The following is a 21876-nucleotide window of genomic DNA, read 5'->3' on the forward strand; positions in this document are numbered from 1 at the left end:
CCCGTGACGGGCCCGCGACGATCTCACGCGGTCGTCGACTCCACGGGCGCGGCCTCCCGACGATCGTCTGCGGCGAGGTTCACCCTCCCGCTCCACACCGCCAGCAGGACGATCGCCCCGAATGCGGCGAAGCCGCCCACCGACAGCACACCCAGCACCACAGGCGGGACCGGCGGAAGCCAGGTGGGAGGCGAGAACAGCGACGCGCCGTAGCCCATCAGGTAGCGCTTGGCGACGAGCACCAGCATCCACACGTATCCGATGGCGGTGACGGCCACCGCAGCCCAGGTGCCGACGGCTTCGAGCCGTCGCCCGATCTCCGCGGGCAGCGCGCGATCGCGTGCGAAGACCTCGTCGACGCTGACGGCTGACACCGCGAGCAGGCCGGCGACAAGCGGGAAGGTGTACCGGCCCTGCCAGTCCAGGCCTGACCACTGGATGCCGGCGACCACACCCGGAAGCAGCACGCACACCGCCGCGGCGAGCGCGATCGCGAATCTGCCCGACGCCTGCGAGCCGGCGAAGCCGACGAACGCGAACGCGCCGACCGCGATGACCCACATGATGACCAGCGGCTGAGGCGGCGGCACGTCCAGCCAGCCGAGACTCCCATACATCATCGACAGTTGACCGAACGTGTCCGCGTAGAAGACGGGAATCGCACGGATGCCGTCCAGCAGGGTCGCCGGGCGCTCGATGCCCACGTAGTTCGTCCCATTCACGGCGACCCAGAGCAGACTCGCCGCGCCGACCACCGAAACCACGCCGACGACGGCCCACGTCGGCCACCTGCGGAGCACGGCTGCCACACGCTTCCATCCCGCGAGGATCACCACCATGAGGATGAGGAGCGCGAACAGGACCGGAGACAGTCCACGGGAGACGATCATGACGGCACCCGCGATCGCGAGGAGCGAGTGCGCTTCGCTCCACGACCGGTCGGGGTGGCGCGCTCCGAGGATCCCCCAGGCCGACACGACGACCGCGAACGCGCCGGCGATCTCCCATGCGCTCGGGTTGAGCACGGAGCCGATGTACAGCACGAGGGGTGCACAGACGACGAAGAGCGAGATCGGAGCCCACCTGCTCCGCGCCGTGCGGATCAGGTAGGACGCCGCCCAGCCGAAGATGGTCGCCGTGACCAGTGCCGAGAGGATCCGCGCGTAGTAGAGGCCGGACTCGCTCTGGTCCAGGAGCGAGCCGATCCCCGTCCACGCGTAGAAGACCGGGTTGTAGAGGCCTGCGGCGGTGTCGCTGACGACGGGCGCGAGAGGATCCTCGACGGACTGCTCGTCCTGGCAGACGGCTGTGACCTCGGGGTGGAATGCCAAGCACCCGGCGAAGCGATGAAGGTTGTCGATCGCCGCCGGGACGGTGGGCGTGAGGTCCGCGGCCTGGCCCCGGACGACAGCCGCCGCATGCACGTAGTGGCCCGGCTCATCCGGTCCCGTGGCGAGCGGGAGGAAGACCGCGCCGGCCGTCAGAGCGACGAAGAAGGCTGCGATGAGGGTGACGGTCAGCGCGAAAGGACGGCGCAGCCACTGCCAGGATCGCCGGGAAACGTGCTCATCGCGAGGCGCCGCCGGGCGCGACCCGTTGATGACGGGCGTGGTCATTCATCTCCTCGTGTGGGCGTGCCGATCCGCGGCCGTGGTCGCGCCGTGGAGCGAAAGGCCCGCTGATAAACTGGCGCCGATGGTCGACACACAATCACGGACTTTGGTGATCGTACCCGCGTGGAACGAGTCGGCCAATGTGGGCGAAACGGTGCGCGAGATCTTCGAGCACCTGAAGGGCCCTCAGTACACGGTAGTCGTTGTGGACGACGGCTCCGTCGACGGCACCGCCGCGGTGGCCCGCCGAGCGGGAGCCGTCGTACTGAGCCTCCCCTTCAACATGGGCGTCGGCGGTGCCATGCGGACCGGGTTCACCTACGCCCAGCGGCACGGCTACACACGGGCGATCCAAGTCGACGCCGACGGACAGCACAACCCCCGCGACATCGTGCCGGTGCTCGATGGGCTCCAGCACGCTGACATCTCCATCGGCGCCCGGTTCGCCGACGTCGGAGATTACTCGGCCCGCGGTCCGCGACGCTGGGCGATGAAGCTGCTGGCCGCCGTTCTGTCTCGGATGGCCAAGACCACCCTGACCGACGTGACCAGCGGATTCCGGGCGGCCAACGCGCGAGCGATCGATCAGTACGTCGGCTACTACCCGGCGGAATACCTCGGCGACACGGTCGATTCCCTCGTCGCCTCGATCCACGCTGGGCTGACGGTGACTCAGGTTCCCGTCGCCATGCGCCCGCGGGCGCACGGCAAGCCCAGCCAGAACCCGCTCGGCGCGTCGGTATACCTTCTGCGGACCGTCTTCGCCTTGTCGCTCGCGCTCCTTCGGCGAGCCGGCGTCCGGGAGCCGCGGTCATGATCATCGTCGCGGGCATCGGCTTCGCCCTGATCGTGCTGACGATCATCATCAGCCTGCTCCTGCGGCGACAGCTTCGCGAGAAGTACGCGACGCTGTGGCTCGTGATCGGGTTCACCCTCCTGGTCATCTCCGTGTTCCCCGGGCTGCTGATCGGCCTCACCCGTCTCCTGGGCGTCGAGGTGCCGGCCAACCTGATCTTCGCGCTCGCGATCGTACTGCTCGTCGGCGTGACGCTCCACCTCTCCTGGGAGTTGTCGAAGTCCGAAGACGAGGTCCGCCGCGTGTCCGAGGATCTGGCCATCCTCCGCGCCGATCTCGACGAGATGCGCCGAGCTCAGGGCGGTACTCGCGCAGGCGCCGCCGAGGCACCCCCGGCGCGCGGGGACGAGAGCGATTAGCGACCAGGCCCAGGTGGTACGCGGGGCTACTCGCCTGCCGGCGGACGCGGGAAGATCCAGTAGCGGTAGGCGAAGTAGTTCCAGACGGTCGTCGACGCGACGGCGACGACCTTGGCCCACTCCCACGGCAGTCCGATGGCGGCGCCGCCCGCGACGATCAATGTCGTCGCCACGGCATTGAAGATGACGAGAAGGGTGTAGCGAACCGCGCTCCCGACGACCTTCGCCGAGGTGGTGAACGTCAGCTGCCGCTGCATGACGAACGTGAGAGCGAAGCTGAGCAGGAATGCGGTCGGCGTGCTGACCGCCAGCGGCCATCCGAGGATCTCGTGGAAGAGGGCGAGCAGGCCGATGTCGACGAGAAAGGCGAAGCCGCCGACGAGGAGATAGCGGGTGGCGCTGTGGCCGAGGAGCCACCGCCACCGACGCGGCAAGCGGTGCAGCCCCAGACGCATTCGAACATTCTGTCATGCCCAGGGCCTCTGCCCGCGCCGGCGGCGAGCTTCGTCGCACGAGGGGAACCCGTTCGCGACAGGCGTGTCTAATCGGCTCCTGCGGGTGCCGGCCTGCCGCCGAAGTGGTCGGCATCGTAGCGCTCGAGGACCTCCCCGATCGGCGCATCCATCGCCAGTCGATGCTGATGGATGTAGAGCCCGCGGGTGCAGAATCGCCGCAGATCCCGTTCGCTGTGCGACACGAAGAACAGCGTGCGTCCCTCGGCGAGCAGTTCGTCGATCCGCGCATAGCACTTCTCGCGGAACGCCTTGTCTCCCACCGCGAGGACCTCGTCGACGAGCAGGATCGGCTCCTCGAGTTGCGAGACGACCGAGAATGCCAGGCGCACCTTCATGCCGTTGCTGAGGTGTTTGTAGGGCGTGTCGACGAAGTCGCCCAACTCGGCGAAGTCGATGATGCCGTCGAACCGACGCGCGACCTCCGCCCTCGCCATGCCGTGCAGCCCCGATGTCAGACGCACGTTCTCTCGAACCGTCAGGTCGCCGACGAAGCCCCCGGTGATCTCGATGAGCGGTGCCACACCCCCGTTGACCGAGACCGTGCCCTCGTCCGCGAGCAGCACGCCGGCGACGAGCTTCAGCAGCGTCGACTTCCCCTGCCCGTTCCGCCCGACCACTCCGATCGACTCACCCGGCTTCACATCGAAGCTCACATCACGCAGCGCCCAGAACTCGTCGGGCTTCGAGCGTCGGTTCGAGTCCGAGAAGAGGTCCTTGATGCTTCGCCGGCCGCGCCGGTTGCGACGGAATCGCACTCCGAGCCCGTCCACCTCGATCGCGAGATCGGTGCCGGCCATCACAGCTCCTTCAGGACGGGGCGCTCGAGCCGCCGGAAGCAGAAGATCCCGAGGGCGAGGAACAGGAAGGACATGATCGCACCGATGCCGATGACCCACGGATCCCACTCCTCGGCGAAGAATCCGACACGGTAGAGGGCGAAGATCCCGGAGAGGGGGTTGAACGCGGCGATGGTCTCGAACGCGCCGGGCAGATCCTCCACGCCGTAGATGACGGGCGAGGCGTAGAACAGCGCGCGGAGGATGAGCTTCGTGGTGCGTTCCAGGTCGGTCCACAGCACGCACAACGGCGCGACGAGCAAACCCAGCCCGACCAGCAGGACCGTCTGCAGCAGGATCGCGACCGGAACCCAGAGCAGTCCCCAGTTGAGGTGTACGGGATGCTCCGAGAATGCGGCGATCACGACGAAGAGGGCAAGAACCGGCAGTGAGCAGAGGAACTCGATGCCCTTGCTGAGCACGATGCGGTTGACCCAGATCGAGCGCGGAATGGCCGTGGACCGCACCAGTCGGGCGTCCTTGCTGAAGGCTCGAGTGAAATCCGATACGGAGGAGTTGAACCACACCCAGGGCAGCAGCGCCGTGATCAGGAAGACGATGTACGGCTCGTGCCCTACCGTGCGCTGGAACACCTGAGTGAAGACGAACCAGTAGATCGCGCTCATGACGAGCGGATCCAGGATGGACCAGAGATACCCCAGTGCGCTCGTGGCATAGCGGACCTTGAGATCGCGCGCCGAAAGGAGCCACAGCGAGTGGAGGTAGCGCCGGGGCGATCCGGGGGCGCCGACGGCGGCAATGCTCACACCGTCGAGTCTAGGTGAGCCGGATTCGCGGCCCGATCCGTGCCGCTCGGTCATGGCAGCGGACCGCACTGGTCGATGCGGTACAGCCGCACGTCGGACTCGGACGCCACCTCGGTGAACAGTCCGGCCTCCACAGCATCGTGCACCGCCGGGAAGTGATTGCCCGCGGGATCTCCGCCTCCGAGCGCATGCGGGGAGTACACGACGTACCGCACGCGCAGCTCATCGAGCGCGTCGCACACGGCCGGGTCGGTGTCGATCTCGGTGAGCTGCCACGCCACCTTCTGTCGAGCGGCATCCCACTGCCCGTTCACGTGCGGGAACACCGGCTCCCGCGATCCGAAGGCGAGCGTCCAGGCGGAGCCGTCCCACGGATCGCCCAGCACCCGCTGCCCCACCGGGATGGTCTCGCCCAGACCGTCGAAGAAGGCGACCTGCGTCGCGGAGACGACCTCGGTGCGCGCGCCGGTCTGGGGCATCTGGAAGACCGCCCCCACCGAGGCCGGCACGCCCGACACGGCGAGCGTGAACGCGGACACCACCGCCACCAGCCAGGCGGTGGCCACCGCCACCACCTTCGAGGAGGATCGAAGGCGCACCAGCCGCGCAGCGCTGACGATCCCGAGCGTTGCGATCGGAATGGCCAGGACGGGAAGCACCGAGCTCAAGCGGAACTTGTCCTTGTACCAGAGAGCGGTCGCGAGCTTCGTCACGACATCGTCGGAGCCGGCAGCGAACACGTAGAGCACCGCGACGACGAGGTAGGCGATCACGATCCACCGCGTGCGACGGTCGCGCCATGCGATGACCGCGCCGAACAGGACGGACGCCGCCAGAAGGATGGCGGGCGCCGTCACCGTGACCCCGACACCCGTGAGCCACGATTGGGAGATCACCTGCCAGGCACCGACCCACAGCGGCTGAACAGCCTCCGCCTGCGGGCCGCCGAGCCGGTCGGTGAGCGGTCGCTCGAAGAGCCCGAGGCGGAAGACGAGGTACCAGGCGCCGGCCGCAGCCAGCGCCGCCACCACGACCGCCGCCACGGCGAGGACCCGTCTTGTACGCAAGCGCGAATCGGGCCCGCCGGCCAGCCCTTCGCGTACGGCACGGAACGCCACAGCGGCTCCCGGAACCGCAAGGATCAGAACCCAGCTCGCGAGCACGCGGGGCTGCGAGAAGAGGACCGCCCCCACGACGGCGAAGATGCCACCTGCCGCCCATGACCACACCCGTCGCCGGTAGGCGGGCTGCGCTCTGCGGAGCGTGCGCGCGGCGAGCACGGGGGCCGCGACAGCGACAGGGAGCAGGGCGGTGGCGAGGAACGTCGGGTACAGCGTGCCCCACGTCAGCAGTGCGTAGGGCATCGCGCCGAAGGCGGCCCCGAGGGGCATCGCGACGAGCGCAGCCGTCGCAGGTCGGACAGTCGGGCTGCAGACTTGAGCGAGCCACGCGACACCGGGGAGCCAGATGGCGGCGCACACGGCGATCCACGAGGCGTTCACTGCGACCGGGATCGCCGTTCCCGTCGTCTGGACGACGAGCGCGACGATCGAGTGCCAGCCCGCAGGATAGAACGCGAATGCGCGATCCGTCTCGATGAGCGTACGGAGGGTGAACGACGACGCGTCGCCGTGGGCCAGGATGTCGGCGATCGCCGAGATATGGAAGACGTTGTCGTACGTCTGGCTCACCAGTGCGGGGCTCGGCGTCGCCGCGAACGCGACGACCGCGATCATGGCCGCGGAACCGAGCCACGCCAGCACCAGCGGAAGCGGCGTCACGCGGCCTGGCACGCTGATTCCACGGCGGGGCGCCAGCCACACGAGCACCCCGAAGATCACCGCGGCGACGATCGGCTGCCACGCAGCGAAAGGAATCCCCATCGCCGACGCAGCTATACCGGCCACGCCGATCGAGACGACGGAGAGCGGACCCGCCATGGCCGCTCGAGCCAGCAGCCCCATTCGCAGCGGGGACAGCGCGACGGCACCGGGCACCAGCACCGCGGCGATCGCTGCCAGGAGGGCGGGCGCCGCCTCCCACCAACTGAGATCGGTCACGCGATCTGGTTGTTCCACATCGACAGCGCGGAGCCGATGGCCATGTGCATGTCGAGGTACTGATACGTGCCGAGCCTGCCGCCGAAGAACACGTTCCGCTCGCCCTTGGCGAGCTCACGGTATGCGAGCAGTCCGGCGCGGTCCTCCGGAGTGTTGACGGGGTAGTACGGCTCGTCGTCGCGAGAGGCGAACCGCGAGTACTCCCGCATGATCACCGTCGTGTCATCGGGATACCGGTCGCTGCGCTCGGGATGGAAATGCTTGAACTCGTGGATGCGGGTGTAGGGCACATCGGCATCCGCGTAGTTCATGACGGGCGTCCCCTGGAAGTCGCCCACTTCGAGCACCTCCTGCTCGAAGTCGAGCGTGCGCCACGACAGCGCGCCTTCGGTGTAGTCGAAGTACCGGTCGACGGCTCCGGTGTAGACGACGGGCACCTGGCCCACCGTCGCCTGCTTGTTCAGCGGCTGCGACGGATCGAAGAAGTCGAGGCCGAGCTTCACCTCGATGCGGGGATGGTCTGCCATCCGCTCGAGCCAGGCCGTGTAGCCGTCGGTCGGGAGACCCTCCCAGGTGTCGTTGAAGTACCGGTTGTCGTAGTTGTAGCGGACGGGCAGCCGGCTGATGACCTCCGCCGGCAGGTCCTTGGGATCGGTCTGCCACTGCTTGCCGGTGTAGTCGCGGATGAACGCCTCGTACAGCGGACGGCCGATCAGACCGATCGCCCGCTCCTCGAGGTTCTGCGCCTGGGTCGGATCGAACTCGCCGGCGAGCTCGTGCACACGCGCCCGAGCTTCGCTGGGCGAGTAGGCGGCGCGGAAGAACTGATTGATCGTGCCGAGGTTGATCGGGAGCGGATAGACGACGCCGCGATGGTTGGTGTACACGCGGTGCACATAGTCGGTGAAGCTGGTGAAGCGGTTGACGTACTCCCACACCCCCGGATTCGACGTGTGGAACAGATGGGCACCGTACCGGTGCACCTCGATGCCCGTCGTCGGCTCGTCCTCGCTGAAGGCGTTGCCTCCGATATGCGGACGTCGATCGATCACCGTCACGTTGCGCCCGGATGCCGCGGCACGCTCGGCGATGGTGAGCCCGAAGAATCCGGAGCCGACGATGAGAAGATCCATGCGTGTCGTGAAGCCTTTCCGGGTGCTCGGGCGCCCGTAACAGTCTAAAGATCCTCGGCGGCGCTCAGAGAGAGTCGCTCCCGCCACGCGGCAGGAGACGCGAGCGCAGGTGCCGCCGCGCGGTAATCCCGCGCGCGTCGCGGCCAGGTGGCCCACAGTCTCATCCTGAGCACCACCGATTGCCGGAGCAGTCGCCATGCCCGCGACCGGTCTCGGACGGCCACGAACGCTCCCCGTCCGGAAGCGGCTTCGACGACCGCGGTGTCGAGAACGCCGAGCGACCACCACTTCCCGTCGACGCGTGGGAGGCGCGGCGGCTTCGTCGACGGACGGGGCCGGCGCAGCTGGTGGACGACGACCTGCCCGGCGCGCGCGACCGTCGACAACACACCCGACGGGCGCATCACCGTCGCGGGGCGGGTCTCAGGGAGCTTCTCCACGGGCACGACCACCTGATGCTCACCGGCGAGGAGCCGCGCTGGGCGCCCGGGTCCCTCCCGCAGAGTCCGCTCGAGATGCCCGGGTCCGTCCAGGATGTCCCGCAGGGCTTGATTGCGCACCACGACCGAACCGTACTGCGCGCACAGGAGGTGGTTGACGTCCTGCAGGAAGGACGATCGGAGCACACCTCCGCCTCGTCGCCCGCCGTGGATGAGCGCTGCCACGAGACGATTGCGCAACTGGAAATACGCCTGCCAATCCAGCCCGTCGTCTTTCGCGGTCCACGGCATGTGCCACAGTGCGGCGCCGGGGAGCGTGACCGTACGGACGCCCGCTTCCGCCGCGCGTAGGCCGAACTCCGCGTCGTCCCATTTGATGAACAGCGGCAGCGAAGCGCCGACCTCTTCGACGACCGCCGAGGGCACGAGGCACATCCACCACCCGTTGAAGTCGACGTCGATCCGGCGGCTGAGCGCAGGCGTGTTCTCCACGGTCACGCGGGCCAGGTCGGCCGACGAGAGCGACGGTTCGACGGGCTCCCACCAGAATCCCCGACGCGCGACATGCTCGCCGAACGAGTGGAGGACCGTCGGCTCGATGAGGCTCAGCATCTGCGCGCCGACCAGCAGCGGTCCGTCCGCGTGCGCCGCGAACCGGGCGACGCGGGCGAGGGACTCGGGCTCCAGATCGACGTCGTCGTCGAGCAGGAGCACATGACTGCTCTGTTCGTCGAGCGCTTCCACCATCCCGCGGCTGAAGCCGCCTGAGCCGCCGAGATTCGGCTGCTCGACGAGTCGCAGGGCATCCCCGAGTCGCGCTGACACCGCGGCGAAGCCGTGAGCGTCGCGGAGCGGACGTGTTCCCTGATCCACGACCACGACGCGCACCACGCTCGAGCGCACCTCCGGGTCGACCAGCCGTCCGAGCAGACGCAGACACTCCTGCTCCCGGTCGAAGGTCGTGATCGCGATCGTCACCGACACGTCCGAACGAGGGGCCCGGCTCGTCTCCCACACGACATCCGAGACCGTCGCGCCGTCCGCGCCCGCCGTGACCTCGAGCCACACCCAGCCGGTGTCCACATCGACCGATGTGCTCACGACCGTCCGGCCGGCCGCGTCGGACGCCGTCGCCGCCACCGACGTGCGACCGCCGGCATCCGTGCGGCATGCCCTGACCGACGCACTCCCCTCGATCGTGACTGCGGCGCGCACGTCGCTCACGCCGGCGTATCTCGCCCAGTATCCGCCCGGGAACGCGCCGAAGTAGGTGGCGTACGACACGGACTCCCCCGGCGCCAGCGCAAGAGAGGTGCGGGACAGAGGCGATCCACCGCGGGCGTAGAGAGGTGCACGCTCCGGATCGGTCGTCAGAACACAGCGCTGAAGCAGGTGCCAGTCGGGGGTCTCACTCATCGCTGGCGCTGCCGACGGCGCCATCCGCGTGCCGCTTCGATGATCCGCTGCCCGGGTCCGCGCCGCTCGTCGAGCTGTCGCTGGACCTCGTCCTGGATGTAGCGCGTCAGGTAGAGGGCCAATCCCGGACCGTTCTGCTCCACGTACGCGCGAAGCGCCTCGTCGCGGACCAGCCGGTCGAAGTGCTCGTGCTCTGACGCAAGGGCGTACATGCTGTTGCCCAGCTCGCCGCCGACCCCGGCCCGCTGCATCCAGAACGCGAGCGGCTCGCCGTCGAGGAAGCCGATGTGATGGCGCAGAGTCGTGCGGAGATTGAACTCCCAGTCTTCGACAGCGTGCAGGTCTTCGCGGTAGTATCCCACCTCTTCGTGGAGGCTCCGGCGGTAGAGATAGGAGATCGGCACCGCGCGGTTGACCTGCAGCAGATCCGAATAGGTGATCTCTGTCAGGCCCGGCCAGAACGGCGCGCGCCCGGTCTCGATGAATTCGCCGGCTTCCTGCTTCTCATAGACGATCTCGGTGCGCACCATCACCCCGACGTCGTTCGGCTGCGCGTCGAGGTGCGCGACAGTCGCTTCGAGGAAGCCCGGATCCCACAGGTCGTCGTCGTCGTGCAGCACGACGAACTCGGTGTCCAAGCCGCGGATCGCCTGGTTCGCCGCTGCGGAGCGTCCGCTCGGCGCCGGGTTGTGGCTGATCCGGATCCGACGGCGCTGCTCATCTGGAAGAGCGGACACCAGCGCGTCGACCGCGGACGGGTCACCGCCGTCATTGACGATGTGAACGCTCCAGCTCGCGTAGCGCTGAGCGACGATGTCAGCGATCGTCCGCTTCAGGAACCAGGGTCGGTTCTTCGTACGCACGGCCACGCCGACCCGTGGATTCGTCGCAGACACGTGTTCCCGCTCCCATCCGCCGAACTCGGCCCGACACTATCATCCGGCCCGCGGGGACGCCGTCGCGGCGCCGGTTCGGGCGGTGGGGGTGGGGTACGATTTACAGGTTGTCCACCCGACCGATGGGGAGCCTCACCGTGACTTTCGAGAATGACGTCGTCGTCGTCGGCGGCGGCGGACACGTCGGCCTGCCGCTTGCGATCGCCCTCGCGAGCCGCGGCAAGCGGACCGTCGTGTACGACGTCGCCGAAGCCGCGGTCGACAAGATCCGCCGCGCTCAGATGCCGTTCATCGAACCCGGCGCCGATGACGTGCTGGCCGACGTGGTCGCCTCGGGCATGCTCACGGCGTCCACTGATCCGTCGGTCGTCGCCGGCGCGGAGAACGTGGTCGTCGTCATCGGAACCCCGGTGGACGAACACCTCAACCCCGACCCCAACGCCATCCCCCGCGCGCTGAGCACCTGCGCACCGTTCTTCCGCGACGGACAGCTGCTCGTCCTGCGCAGCACCATCTACCCCGGCGTGACCGCGCTGGTGAGGGACATGGTCGCCGAGATGGGACTGAGCGTCGATGTGTCGTTCTGCCCCGAGCGCATCGCCGAGCACAAGGCGATGACGGAGCTGTTCGAGCTCCCCCAGATCGTGTCGGGGTACTCCCCCGAGGCGACGGCCCGCGCGAAGGCCCTGTTCGGATCACTGACCGAGAAGATCGTGGAGCTGTCTCCCGAAGAGGCGGAACTGGCGAAGCTGTTCACGAACACGTGGCGCTACATCAAGTTCGCCGCGGTGAACCAGTTCTACATGATGGCCAACTCCAAGGGCGTCGACTTCGAGCGCGTACGCGCCGGTCTGACCTTCGACTACCCCCGTGCCCAGGACATGCCCGGCCCCGGCTTCGCGGCTGGCCCCTGCCTGTTCAAAGACACCATGCAGCTGGCCGCATTCAGCGACAACACCTTCCAGCTCGGCCACTCCGCCATGCTCGTCAATGAAGGGCTTCCGCTGTACATCGCCAGCCAGCTGGAGCGACAGCATGATCTGTCGAAGCTGACGGTGGGCATCCTGGGAATGGCGTTCAAGGCCGGCTCTGACGACATCCGCTCCAGCCTCTCCTACAAGCTGCAGCGAGTTCTGCGCTTCAAGGCCCACACCGTGATCGCGACCGACCCGCACGTCCCGGCATCCGTCGACGACACCCTGCTGTCGTTGGACGAGGTGCTCGAACGCAGCGACATCCTGATCATCGCGACCCCGCACAAGGAGTACCGCGAGCTGCGCACCGACAAGCCGGTCGCCGACGTCTGGAATCTCCTCGGGAACGGAGTGCTCATTTGAGCAACTCGCCTCGCGTCTCCATCATCGTCCCGGCCTACAACGAGGGCGAGGAGATCGCGGCGTTCCTGGCGCGCGTGGCTTCCACCGTTACCATGGACTTCGAGCTGCTCGTCGTGGTGGACACCCCCGAAGACACCACGATCCCGGTGGTAGAACGCGCTGCCGCTGCCGACGGCCGCATCCGGTGCGTCATCAACACCTATGGCCGCGGGCCCGCCCAGGCGATCCGATACGGATTCGACGTCGCGGCCGCCCCGACCGTGGTGGTCACGATGGCTGACGGCAGCGACGATCCGCGCCAGATAGACGAGCTCGCCGACCTCGTGGAGCGCGGCGTCGTGGTCGCCGCGGGCAGCCGCTACATGGCCGGCGGCCAGCAGATCGGCGGTCCGCGCATCAAGCGGACGCTCTCGCGCCTCGCGGGGACCTCCCTCCACCTGTTCGCCGGCATCGGGACCCGCGATGCGACGAACTCCTTCAAGGCCTACAACACCGACTTCGTGCGGACCGTGACGATCCAGTCGCGGGATGGATTCGAGATCGGCTTGGAGCTCACCGCCAAGGCGCGCCGTGCGCGGCTCCCCGTCGCGGAGCTGCCGACCATCTGGCTCGACCGCACCGCGGGCGCCTCCAACTTCCAGCTGCGCAAGTGGATTCCCAAGTACTTGCGCTGGTACTTCTTCGCATTCGGCCGCCCCCTGGCCGTCGAAGACATCGCAGACGCCGCACGCGGCACGAAGGGAAACAACTAATGGAAAAGGTCCTGATCACGGGCTCGGCGGGATTCATCGGCGGCTACGTCGTCGAGGAGCTGCTGCGCCAGGGGTACCAGGTAGTGGGCGTCGACAACTACTCGAAGTACGGCCCGGTCAAGAAGTCGTACGACGACAACCCGAACTACGAGCTCGTCGTCGCCGACGTGACCGACACCGCGCGACTCACCGAGCTGCTCATGGACTGCGATCACTTCATCGCCGGCGCCGCGCTGATCGGCGGCATCTCCTACTTCCACACCTATCAGTACGACCTCATCGCCGCGAACGAGCGCATCATCGCGTCCTCGTGCGACGCTGCCATCGCCGTGAAGAAGGCGGGCGGCAAGCTCAAGAAGGTCACGTACATGTCGTCGTCGATGGTCTTCGAGTCCACCGACCGCTGGCCGTCCAAGGAGGGCGACGAGCTCGAAGTCCCGCCGCCGCTGTCGTCCTACGGCTTCCAGAAGCTCGCGGTCGAGTACTTCGCTCGCGCGGCCAAGGGCCAGTACGACGTCGACTACACCATCCTCCGCCCGTTCAACTGCGTCGGCATCGGCGAATCGCGCGCGCTGGGCGATGTCGAGATCCACTCGGGCAACGTGCAGCTGGCCATGAGCCACGTCGTTCCGGACCTGGTGCAGAAGGTGCTCAAGGGCCAGGACCCGCTGCACATCCTCGGCGAAGGCAACCAGGTTCGCCACTACACCTACGGTGGCGATCTGGCGCGCGGCATCGTGCTGAGCCTGGGCCACCCGGCTGCGCTCAACAACGACTTCAACATCTCGACCCCGGTCGGCCACACGGTCGTCGAACTCGCCGAGATCATCTGGCGCAAGATCAAGGGCGCCGAGGTCCCCCTGAACCTCGTGAGCGACCCCGCATTCGAGTACGACGTGCAGAAGCGCGTGCCGGACGTCACGAAGGCCAAGGAGGTCCTGGGCTTCGAAGCGACGACCAGCCTCGAGGACATGCTCGATGAGGTCATCCCGTGGATCGAGAACGCGATCGCCGAGGGGACCATCTAGGAGCGATGACCGCGACTCAGGTGGCGGCGCCGTCGTGGCGCGCCTCAGGTTCCCCGCGCGCCGCCGCCTGGGTGCATTACCTCTCCCTGCTGCTGGGCGCGTGCGCGCTCCTGTTCCTCGCCCGCAACCAGTGGTTCTTCTTCGACGAGTGGGACATCATCTGGCAGCCCGAGGCCGCCAAGCGGTTCGTCGAAGGCCATAACGGGCATTGGAGCGCCCTGCCGATCGGCGTGTGGACGTTTCTCCAGAACACCTTCGGGCTCGGCAGCTATCTTCCCTACGTCGGCGTGGCCATCGCCGCGCATCTGGTCGTCGCACACCTGTTGTGGCGTGTTCTCACGCACGCCGGGTCCACGCCGTGGATCGCCACGGCGCTCGCCGCCGTCTTCGTCTTCTACGGCGCGGCCGGCGAGAACCTGCTGTGGGCGTTCCAGATGGGCTTCATGGGCGCGATCGCCTTCGGGCTGGGAGCGCTTCTCGTCGTCGTGCGACCGACGATGCGAACAGGCGGCCTCATCGCCACCATCGCTCTGCTGACCGCCGGAGCCGCCACCGCGGGCACTGTCCTTCCCTTCTTCGTCGCGGTCGCGCTCGTCGCCTGGTACCGGCACGGGTGGGTCAAAGCGCTCGTCGCGGTCGGCGTACCCGCTCTCGTCTACCTCTTCTGGTACACGATCGTCGCGGGACCCAACCCCACTGCGATCTTCCGGGCGCAGGGACTCGGTCAGATCCTGGCCGGCATTCCCGAGTTCGTGGGGACGATGTTCGTCGGCGCCTACAACGCGTCGACGCCCGTGCCGGGCTTCGGAATCGTCGTCGTCACCGCGATCGCCGTGTGGGGTGTGGTGACCGCGGCCCGAGCGCGACTGACGGTGGCCACCGTCGTCGCGCTGAGCATGCTGGCGGCGGGACTCGTCTTCGGGGTCCTCACGGGCTACAGCCGGGCGAAGCTCGGGGCCGGTTCCGCCGACGAGTCGCGCTACATCTACATCGCCGCGGTGTTCACTCTTCCCGCCATCGCGCTGATCCTCTCGCGCATCGCCCGCCGGGCGGTCGCGAGCACGATCGCCGTCGTCGCCCTCATCGGAGTGGTGTTCGTCTACAACGCCGGCCTGCTGGTGCTCCGGGCAGGCGGCGACTCAGCCCGCGAGCTCGGCACTCATGACGTCCTCTCCGCCGCTCTGGATCTCGCAGATGAGCATCCAGGGGAGGTCGATCCCGATGCGCGTCCCGACCCTGTCTACCTGCCCCGGACGATCTCGCAGCTCCAAGAGCTCGAAGCCGACTTCGGGATGCGTCGATCTGACTACGGCGAGGACGCACGCCTCACAGCGCTGACGACGGTCGGCCTGAACACGAGTGCCTCCGCCGGCGGCCCGGCGACGTGTGAGATCTTCCTGCAGGAAGGATCCACGATCTCGGCGGGGCCCGAGGGAATCGATCTGGAGGCATCCACCGGCGCCTCGGTGACCCTCTTCGCACAGGACGGCGAGGCTCGGGGCCTGTCTCAGACGGTCGCACTGGACCCTGGACGCACAACCCTCACCATGCTCGAGCCGACGGAGCTCGTGGTAGAGAAGACCACCGCTCCGGTTGCGCTCTGCGAGGAAGTGAACACGCCATGAGCCCCTCCCGATTCGACACGCCGCACGTCCGTGCCTTCCTGATCCGCAACATCAAGCGAGGGTCGGTGTTCCTGCTCGTCGGCGGAGCCGGATTCATCATCGACGCCGTGGTGTACAACCTCCTCGTCTTCGCCGGAGGCGAGGGGCCGCTGTTCCACTATCCCCTGGTCGCCAAGACGATCGCCATCCTCGTCGGCCTCGTCGCCACCTACTTCGGCAACAAGGTCCTCACCTACCGCGATCGCCACACGCCGATGACGGTCAGGCAGGTGACGCTCTATGCGCTCGCCAACGTCATCGCGATCCTCCTCCAGCTCGGCTGCCTGGCATTCTCGCGCTACGTCCTCGGGCTCGACGGCCCCGTCGCAGACAACGTGTTCGGCACGTTCATCGGTCAGGCTCTCGCGACCGGCTTCAGGTACTACGCGTATACCCGATGGGTCTACCGGAACGAGCCGCTGCCGATCGAACACTCCGCCCCGGCGAAGTGATGATGGCCGTGGCGACGACGGCCACCCCGACGCAGAGCGTCGACACCGCCGCCGGCGACATCGGCGCGTCGGCGTAGAAGGCCGAGTCGGCGAACACCACGATCGTCCACAGTGCCTGCGCCGGCAGGATGATCCAGGTGGCGAGACGCCATCTCGTGAAAGCCACCCAACCGAATGCCACGGCGCTCAGGATCATCAGCCAGGCTTGGGACCCCTGGTGAACGATTGCCGCCTCCGGCTGGAACAGCACCAGCGACCACAGCACGATGCACGCCAGCATCAAGAGCGAGAGCCCCGCAGCGTCGTGCAGCCGATCGTCTCTGCGATGGCGGATGCGAGAGATCAGAGCCGTCACCAGGACGCCGCCGACCAGCGCGGCGCCCAGCCCGATCGCCGCTGCGGTGTTGAAGAACGCCGCGTGCTGTGCCCGGTCCTGCCACCCGTCGCGCCAGACATCGGCGCCTTCGAGCGACTGCGGCCACAGCGCCGTCGCGAGGTTGGAGGCGCGCACCTGAAGAAGCTCCATCCAGGACGAGGCGGCGTACTGGTCGACGAGAGCGCGGAGGAAGCTGCGATCGTCCACCTCGACGACCCCGGCGAGGTGCCACTTGAGCAGCCGGTCGCCGGGCGGCGCGACGATGCGCTGGAAGGCGATCCACGGCGCGTAGATGAGGGCGAACGCGGCGATCGCGCCGGCCGTCATCCGCCCTCGCTCCGCCCAGTTGCAGCGCGCGAAGACGATCACAGCCAGCGTGAGCACCGCGGGCAGCACGAACACGGCGCCCCCGTGGGACGCGATCGCGAGCAGTGACAGGACAGCAGCCAGGATGACGGAGGTCACCTGCGATTCGGCTCGTCGGACCGCGGCCACCAGAACGGCGATCGCGCCCACGATGAACGCTGCTGCGAGCAGCTTCGGCCAGGTGTACACCATGTTGATGTAGGTCGTCGGGAGCGCAGCGACGAAGGCCACGGTCGCGACCGCGATGCGCGTGGTGTAACCGAGCGCCCACATCAGCGCCACGATCGAAACGACCCCAAGCGACTGAGCCGCCACGCTCGTTCCGTACGCGAGTTCTTCGCCCGCGAATCCACGGGAGATCCCGGCCAGCGGTCCGAGCACCCCCCTCGCAAGCAGCAGGAGGCCCGTCTGAAGAGGCGGCCGATCGCTCGGCAGCCAGTCCCCCGACAGGAACTGCGGTCTGTCGCCCGCCAACCAGTCCGCCAGGGCGGATGGAAGCACGTTGTCGACCGGCAGCATCCACGCGACAGTGCGGGTTCTCGAGAACTCGAACAGCCCCACGGGGGCCATCCAGAGGCGGAACAGCCCGACCGTCGCCAGTGTGGAGCCGACCGCCACCAAGCCCACCGGCACGATGGCGCGCCACCGCCGCCACGCGCGCGACCACACGATCGCCCCGAGGGAGACGATCACGCCCAGCACCCCGACGACCGAACCGAGTCGCAGATCGATGAAGCTCGTCCAGAACGTGACGAGACCAGCCGCTCCGAGCCAAGCGAGCCCCATCATCACCGCGCCGTCTGCGCCGACCCGCGGCTGGAGGGACTTCGCGAATGCGGCGCCCGCCAGCACGAAGACCCCGAACAGCGCAGCGGGCGCCATCACGGCGGTCAGAATCGCGAGCACGCATCGTCCTTGCTGGTGCGGCGGGAGGCCGAGCCAGCCAAAAGCTAACACTTCCTCAAGCCGAATGTCGGTCGTTCCTATAATCGAAGAATGCTGTCGCGCGTTCGGTCCGCCATCCGGCGCGCGCGATCGGCTCCCCTCGTCGGTGGTGTCATCGGCCGGATCGACCGGTTCTGGTGGGCACGAACGATCCTGCGAGCGGATGTCGTGGACATGCCGTTCGTCGTCGCCCAGGCGGGTCGCCGCATCACCCGTCGAGCCGCGGTACGTCGATACGTCCGCGACGGCTTCCGTGAGGGCTTCAGCCTCAATCCGCTCGCGTGCGAACGCACGATCTCGCGCCAGTTGTCCGACTCGGACCGAGTGCCCGCCCTGTACGCGTACCTGGTCAACGATCGACAGCGACTCGAGGTCAGCCCGGCGTGGTCCGCGCCCGACTACGCCGAACGCCATCCCGAGGTCGCCACCGACAGCGGCGGGCCTCTCGGGCATGCGTGGCGCAGCGCTCAGCGTCAAGGGCGGGTGCGGCTGGGGCGTGGCGACTCGGCCCACGACATCCCCTGGTCTGCCGTCCGCGTCGCCGCCGCCGCTGCCGCGGCACAGACCGTGCTCGGGCCGGAGTCCCACGATGAGCCCGAGGGCGTGCCGGCGTTCACGTTCGTGTGCGAGGTTGCCGCCGACGAGCGTGATCCCGACGAGGCACTCGCCCTGGCAGCCGAGGTCATCTCGCGGTCGCCGTCGTCGGCGCAGATCCACCTCGATCGTCCTTCCACCGATGTCCTCACCCAGGCGTATCTGCTGCACCTCGCGTATCCGGATCTGCACGTCTCGCTCGGGGAGCCCGTGGTCGAGGACGCAGAACTCGCGACCGACATCGTGGTGGTGCGCGGCCCGCACGCCGTGATCTCCCCCGCCGCCGTCATCCGACTGGCCCACGCCGCCGCCGACGGCCCGGCGGCCCCGCTGTGGGTCGCCCCCGATGGCACGATCGCGTCCGCCGGTGTCATCGGATGGCGAGGCGCCCGCCATCACCTTCTCGCTCACCACCCCGTGGAGGACGCGGTCGAGCTCGGCGCCGCGATCCAGGTGCCGGAGATCGCCGGATCCACCTACTCCCGTCGACGGGGTGACGACATCCGCTCCGGCGGCACGACGCTTCTGGACATCGCTGTCGAAGCTCCTCGCGAACCCCCACGCGAAGGGTCCACTCCGCTTCGCGACACCGATGTCGAGGCAGTCCTGGGAGCAGCCGGCTGGGTTGTGGCCCCGGATCGGGACACGCCGACGAGGCCGATGGTGATGAGAGCGGCCGGCGGAAGTCGTCCGCTGCGGTGGGCGATCAAGACGGCTGCCCCCGCCGGCCGCGCCGGCCAGGCTTGGGGCGACACCCACTTCGCCGGAGCACTCGCGCGGGCGTTGCGCTCCGCAGGCATGGAGGCCGTTGTGGACGCGATCGAAGCGACCCACCGGCCGACGACGTCACTGGACGACGTGAATCTGGTGCTCCGTGGTCCCGTTCGCATCCGGCCCCCGCGCACGGGCACATCGGTGCTGTGGATCATCAGCCATCCTGACGAGATCACGGCCGCCGAGCTGGCCGACTTCGACCTCGTCTTCGCAGCGTCGAGGTCGTGGGCGCAGTCGGCCTCCGAGCGTTTCGGTCGAGAGGTGCAGCCTCTCCTGCAGTGCACCGACACGACGCGCTTCCGGCCTCGGGGAACGCCGCGGGGCGACGACATCGTCTTCGTCGGCACCGCGCGGGGGATCCCCCGGCCTTCCGTCGTCGGTCCGCTCGAGGCGGGCATCCCGGTCAAGGTGTTCGGCCCGGACTGGACGGGCTACATCCCCGGGTCCGCCATCGCGGCGACGAACGTGCCGAACGAAGAGCTGCCGCGGTTGTACGAGTCCGCAGCCGTCGTGCTCAACGACCACTGGCCGGCGATGCGCGCCGCCGGATTCATCTCCAACCGTCCGTACGATGTCGTTGCCGCCGGCGGGCGGGTGATCAGCGACTCTGTCGAAGACATCGAAGCAGAGTTCGGCGGCGCTGTCCGCACCTACGATTCGGTTCCGGAGCTCATCGAACTCCTGAGTGGGGACATCGATCTGCTGTTCCCCGACGATGCCGAGCTGAAGTCCGTGGCCGAGGTCGTCCGGAGCGCCCACTCCTTCGACTCGCGTGCCGATACCCTCATCCAGGCGGTCGAGCGGTTGATCAGCCGACCTGCGCTCCCGTCGACGGGTTCCAGGTGATGGTGCCCGTGACGAAGGTCTGGCTGCACACCTTCGTCACGGCATCGCATCGTTGCGGCCCCGTCGGGTAGCCGAGTCCCCGCTCGTAGTCGAGCTCCGCCCACTTCTGTCGGATCGCCCCCGTGAGCCCGTACGTACCGTAGGACGACGAGTAGATGACGCCGGACGCGAAGTCCTGATAGCACGCGCCGTCGGCCAGGCACCTCGGGTCGCCTGAGGGGAACCCCAGTCCACGCTCGTAATCCAGCGCCGCCCAGGTGGCGCGAATGCTCCCCGTCAGGGCGAACGTGCCGCTCGACGACGAGTAGATGACCCCCCGCTGGAAGTCCTGGTAGCGGGCGCCCCCTGCCAGGAGCCGCGCCGGAGTGACGGGGTACCCGAGCCCGCGCTCGTAGTCCAGCGCGGACCACTTCTGCCGGATCGCCCCCGACAGTCCGAACGTCCCGGCGGCGGACGAGTAGATCACGCCCGCGAGGAAGTCCTGGAAGCAAGCGCCGTCCGGCAGGCATTTCTCGTCGCTGGACGGGAAGCCGAGACCGCGCTCATAATCCAGCGCACTCCACACCTCGCGCATCTTGCCCACGAGGGCCCGCGTTCCGCCGCGCGTGGAGTAGATCACGCCGCGCTGGAAGTCTTGATACGAGGCGTCGCTGGCCAGCCATTTGACACTGCTCGTCGGGAAACCGAGACCGCGCTCATAGTCGAGCGAGGACCACTTCTGGCGGATCCAGCCGTTCAGGCCGAAGGTGCCGTACGCGGATGAGTAGATCACGCCGCTCTGGAAGTCCTGATAGCAGCCGCCATCCGGCAAGCCGCACACCTGAGCTCTGAGCGGATAGCCGAACCCTCGCTCGTAGTCCAGAGAACTCCAGACGTCGCGCACCTTGCCCGAGAGCGCCCACGCGCCGGTCGCGGGCGTCCAGTAGATGGCGCCCCCCGCGTAGTCGCGGTAGCACCCGCCGCCGCTCAGCCCACAGGTCGTGGGGCCCAGCGGCGCTCCGAGGAATCCGCCGCTGCCGCCCAGCGCCGCGTAGGCAGTGGAGATGGCCGCGCCCAGACGGGTCTGCGTCGAACCGAACCAGTCGGTGAAGTAGTTGTAGAAGTTCCGGTTGCCGTAGGCGGAACAGCCGTTGCCCGTGCCGTACCCTGCCGCCAGTGCAGCCGCGTTGGGCTGATACGGCGTGTAGTAGTAGAGGTTCGCGGTCGCCTGGTTCGCGACGAAGACGGGCGACGAACCACACGCGCGATCCGGGTTGTAGAGAATGCTCCAGGTCTTGCCGGGGGCGTACCAGGTGAAGAAGTTGCTCGTCCCGGGCGGATTCGCGTAGCGCTTGAACTGCCACGCCGCCCCGTACACCTGATTGAAGAACCCGTAGTAGCGCGTGTCGCACGCGGCGGTATCAGGACATCCCTGACCCATCGCGATCGTGTAGCGCCAGTCGCTCGGCCACGTGTGGGTGACGAGGCCCTGTTCCTTCTGCAGCGTCGCCAGGATCACCTGCGGGTTGATCCCACAGGCTTGCGCGACGTGGTAGATGATCTCCGCAGCCGTCTGACGGCTGCTTCCCTGATAGGTCGACCGGCACATGAGATCGGCCGGCCGCGTGGTCGTGCTCTGCGAGAAGTCCTTCAGGCACCGATAGCCTGCCTGGCACGCAGGCACCCTCTCGTTCAGGAAGGCCTGGATGTCGCCGGCCGACATCGTGTCGTTCGCGAAGAAGACCTCGTCGGAGATGATGTTGCCTGCGGCGAACCCCGCCAACCCCGTGGACACCCGCCCCGTTTCCACCTGGGGCGCCGCTGAGGCGCTCGGACCGGACACGCTGCCCGAAGCAATGATCACAACCACCG

General features: G+C 68.0%; 18 protein-coding genes. 8 read left to right on the top strand and 10 right to left on the bottom strand.

What is annotated here, in order from left to right:
• Window positions 1-23: 23 nt before the first annotated feature.
• Entirely contained in the window at window positions 24-1616 is a 1593-nt protein-coding gene (locus IM770_RS07830) for a DUF2142 domain-containing protein (protein WP_203580573.1), read from the bottom strand.
• A 79-nt stretch (window positions 1617-1695) separates the two neighbouring features.
• Between IM770_RS07830 and IM770_RS07835 the strand changes: the two genes are divergently transcribed.
• Entirely contained in the window at window positions 1696-2430 is a 735-nt protein-coding gene (locus tag IM770_RS07835) for a glycosyltransferase family 2 protein (RefSeq protein WP_203580680.1), read from the top strand.
• Window positions 2427-2828, top strand: a complete 402-nt coding sequence (locus IM770_RS07840) for a DUF2304 domain-containing protein (RefSeq protein ID WP_203580574.1) — start codon at window positions 2427-2429, stop codon at window positions 2826-2828. The genes IM770_RS07835 and IM770_RS07840 overlap by 4 nt, the downstream gene beginning before the upstream one ends.
• A gap of 26 nt (window positions 2829-2854) precedes the next feature.
• On the opposite strand, the gene IM770_RS07845 is transcribed toward IM770_RS07840, so the two are convergent.
• The 7 genes from IM770_RS07845 to IM770_RS07875 form a co-directional block, all read right to left on the bottom strand.
• Window positions 2855-3283, bottom strand: a complete 429-nt coding sequence (locus tag IM770_RS07845) for a GtrA family protein (protein ID WP_203580575.1) — start codon at window positions 3281-3283, stop codon at window positions 2855-2857.
• 86 nt (window positions 3284-3369) lie between these two features.
• A complete protein-coding gene (locus tag IM770_RS07850; RefSeq protein ID WP_203580576.1) occupies window positions 3370-4140 on the bottom strand; it encodes an ABC transporter ATP-binding protein in 771 nt (256 codons plus the stop codon).
• Window positions 4140-4946 (bottom strand): ABC transporter permease, encoded by an 807-nt coding sequence (locus tag IM770_RS07855; protein ID WP_203580577.1) that lies wholly within the window; start codon window positions 4944-4946, stop codon window positions 4140-4142. The genes IM770_RS07850 and IM770_RS07855 overlap by 1 nt, the downstream gene beginning before the upstream one ends.
• Window positions 4947-4996: 50 nt before the next feature.
• Window positions 4997-7006: a DUF6541 family protein gene (locus tag IM770_RS07860; RefSeq protein ID WP_203580578.1), complete on the bottom strand. Its 2010-nt coding sequence runs from the start codon at window positions 7004-7006 to the stop codon at window positions 4997-4999.
• Window positions 7003-8139, bottom strand: a complete 1137-nt coding sequence (gene glf / locus IM770_RS07865) for a UDP-galactopyranose mutase (RefSeq protein WP_203580579.1) — start codon at window positions 8137-8139, stop codon at window positions 7003-7005. The genes IM770_RS07860 and glf overlap by 4 nt, the downstream gene beginning before the upstream one ends.
• Before the next feature lie 44 nt (window positions 8140-8183).
• Window positions 8184-10019: a glycosyltransferase gene (locus IM770_RS07870; RefSeq protein ID WP_307785400.1), complete on the bottom strand. Its 1836-nt coding sequence runs from the start codon at window positions 10017-10019 to the stop codon at window positions 8184-8186.
• Window positions 9992-10891, bottom strand: coding sequence for a glycosyltransferase family 2 protein (locus tag IM770_RS07875; protein WP_203580581.1), 900 nt, complete (start codon window positions 10889-10891; stop codon window positions 9992-9994). The genes IM770_RS07870 and IM770_RS07875 overlap by 28 nt, the downstream gene beginning before the upstream one ends.
• A 137-nt stretch (window positions 10892-11028) precedes the next feature.
• On the opposite strand from IM770_RS07875, the gene IM770_RS07880 reads away from it, so the two are divergent.
• From IM770_RS07880 to IM770_RS07900, 5 genes are read left to right on the top strand one after another with little or no spacing between them, the layout of a single operon-like run.
• Window positions 11029-12228 (top strand): nucleotide sugar dehydrogenase, encoded by a 1200-nt coding sequence (locus IM770_RS07880; RefSeq protein WP_203580582.1) that lies wholly within the window; start codon window positions 11029-11031, stop codon window positions 12226-12228.
• Entirely contained in the window at window positions 12225-12980 is a 756-nt protein-coding gene (locus IM770_RS07885; RefSeq protein WP_203580583.1) for a glycosyltransferase family 2 protein, read from the top strand. The genes IM770_RS07880 and IM770_RS07885 overlap by 4 nt, the downstream gene beginning before the upstream one ends.
• Window positions 12980-14008, top strand: coding sequence for an NAD-dependent epimerase/dehydratase family protein (locus tag IM770_RS07890; protein WP_203580584.1), 1029 nt, complete (start codon window positions 12980-12982; stop codon window positions 14006-14008). The genes IM770_RS07885 and IM770_RS07890 overlap by 1 nt, the downstream gene beginning before the upstream one ends.
• A 5-nt stretch (window positions 14009-14013) precedes the next feature.
• On the top strand, window positions 14014-15633 hold the full coding sequence (locus IM770_RS07895) for a hypothetical protein (RefSeq protein WP_203580585.1): 1620 nt from the start codon (window positions 14014-14016) through the stop codon (window positions 15631-15633).
• The gene (locus IM770_RS07900; protein ID WP_203580586.1) at window positions 15630-16124 is read left to right on the top strand and encodes a GtrA family protein; all 495 of its coding nucleotides are present in this window, start codon (window positions 15630-15632) and stop codon (window positions 16122-16124) included. The genes IM770_RS07895 and IM770_RS07900 overlap by 4 nt, the downstream gene beginning before the upstream one ends.
• On the opposite strand, the gene IM770_RS07905 is transcribed toward IM770_RS07900, so the two are convergent.
• Complete coding sequence (locus IM770_RS07905; RefSeq protein ID WP_203580587.1) at window positions 16048-17772, bottom strand: hypothetical protein; 1725 nt, start codon at window positions 17770-17772, stop codon at window positions 16048-16050. The genes IM770_RS07900 and IM770_RS07905 overlap by 77 nt on opposite strands.
• A 90-nt stretch (window positions 17773-17862) precedes the next feature.
• Here IM770_RS07905 and IM770_RS07910 point away from each other — a divergent pair, with 90 nt between their 5' ends.
• Window positions 17863-20025: a glycosyltransferase family protein gene (locus IM770_RS07910; RefSeq protein ID WP_203580588.1), complete on the top strand. Its 2163-nt coding sequence runs from the start codon at window positions 17863-17865 to the stop codon at window positions 20023-20025.
• Here IM770_RS07910 and IM770_RS07915 read toward each other — a convergent pair.
• A complete protein-coding gene (locus IM770_RS07915; RefSeq protein WP_203580589.1) occupies window positions 19988-21799 on the bottom strand; it encodes an LGFP repeat-containing protein in 1812 nt (603 codons plus the stop codon). The genes IM770_RS07910 and IM770_RS07915 overlap by 38 nt on opposite strands.
• Window positions 21800-21876 lie beyond the last annotated feature (77 nt).

Origin of the sequence: Microbacterium hibisci, assembly GCF_015278255.1 — a bacterium.
Classification (GTDB): Bacteria; Actinomycetota; Actinomycetes; order Actinomycetales; family Microbacteriaceae; genus Microbacterium; species Microbacterium hibisci.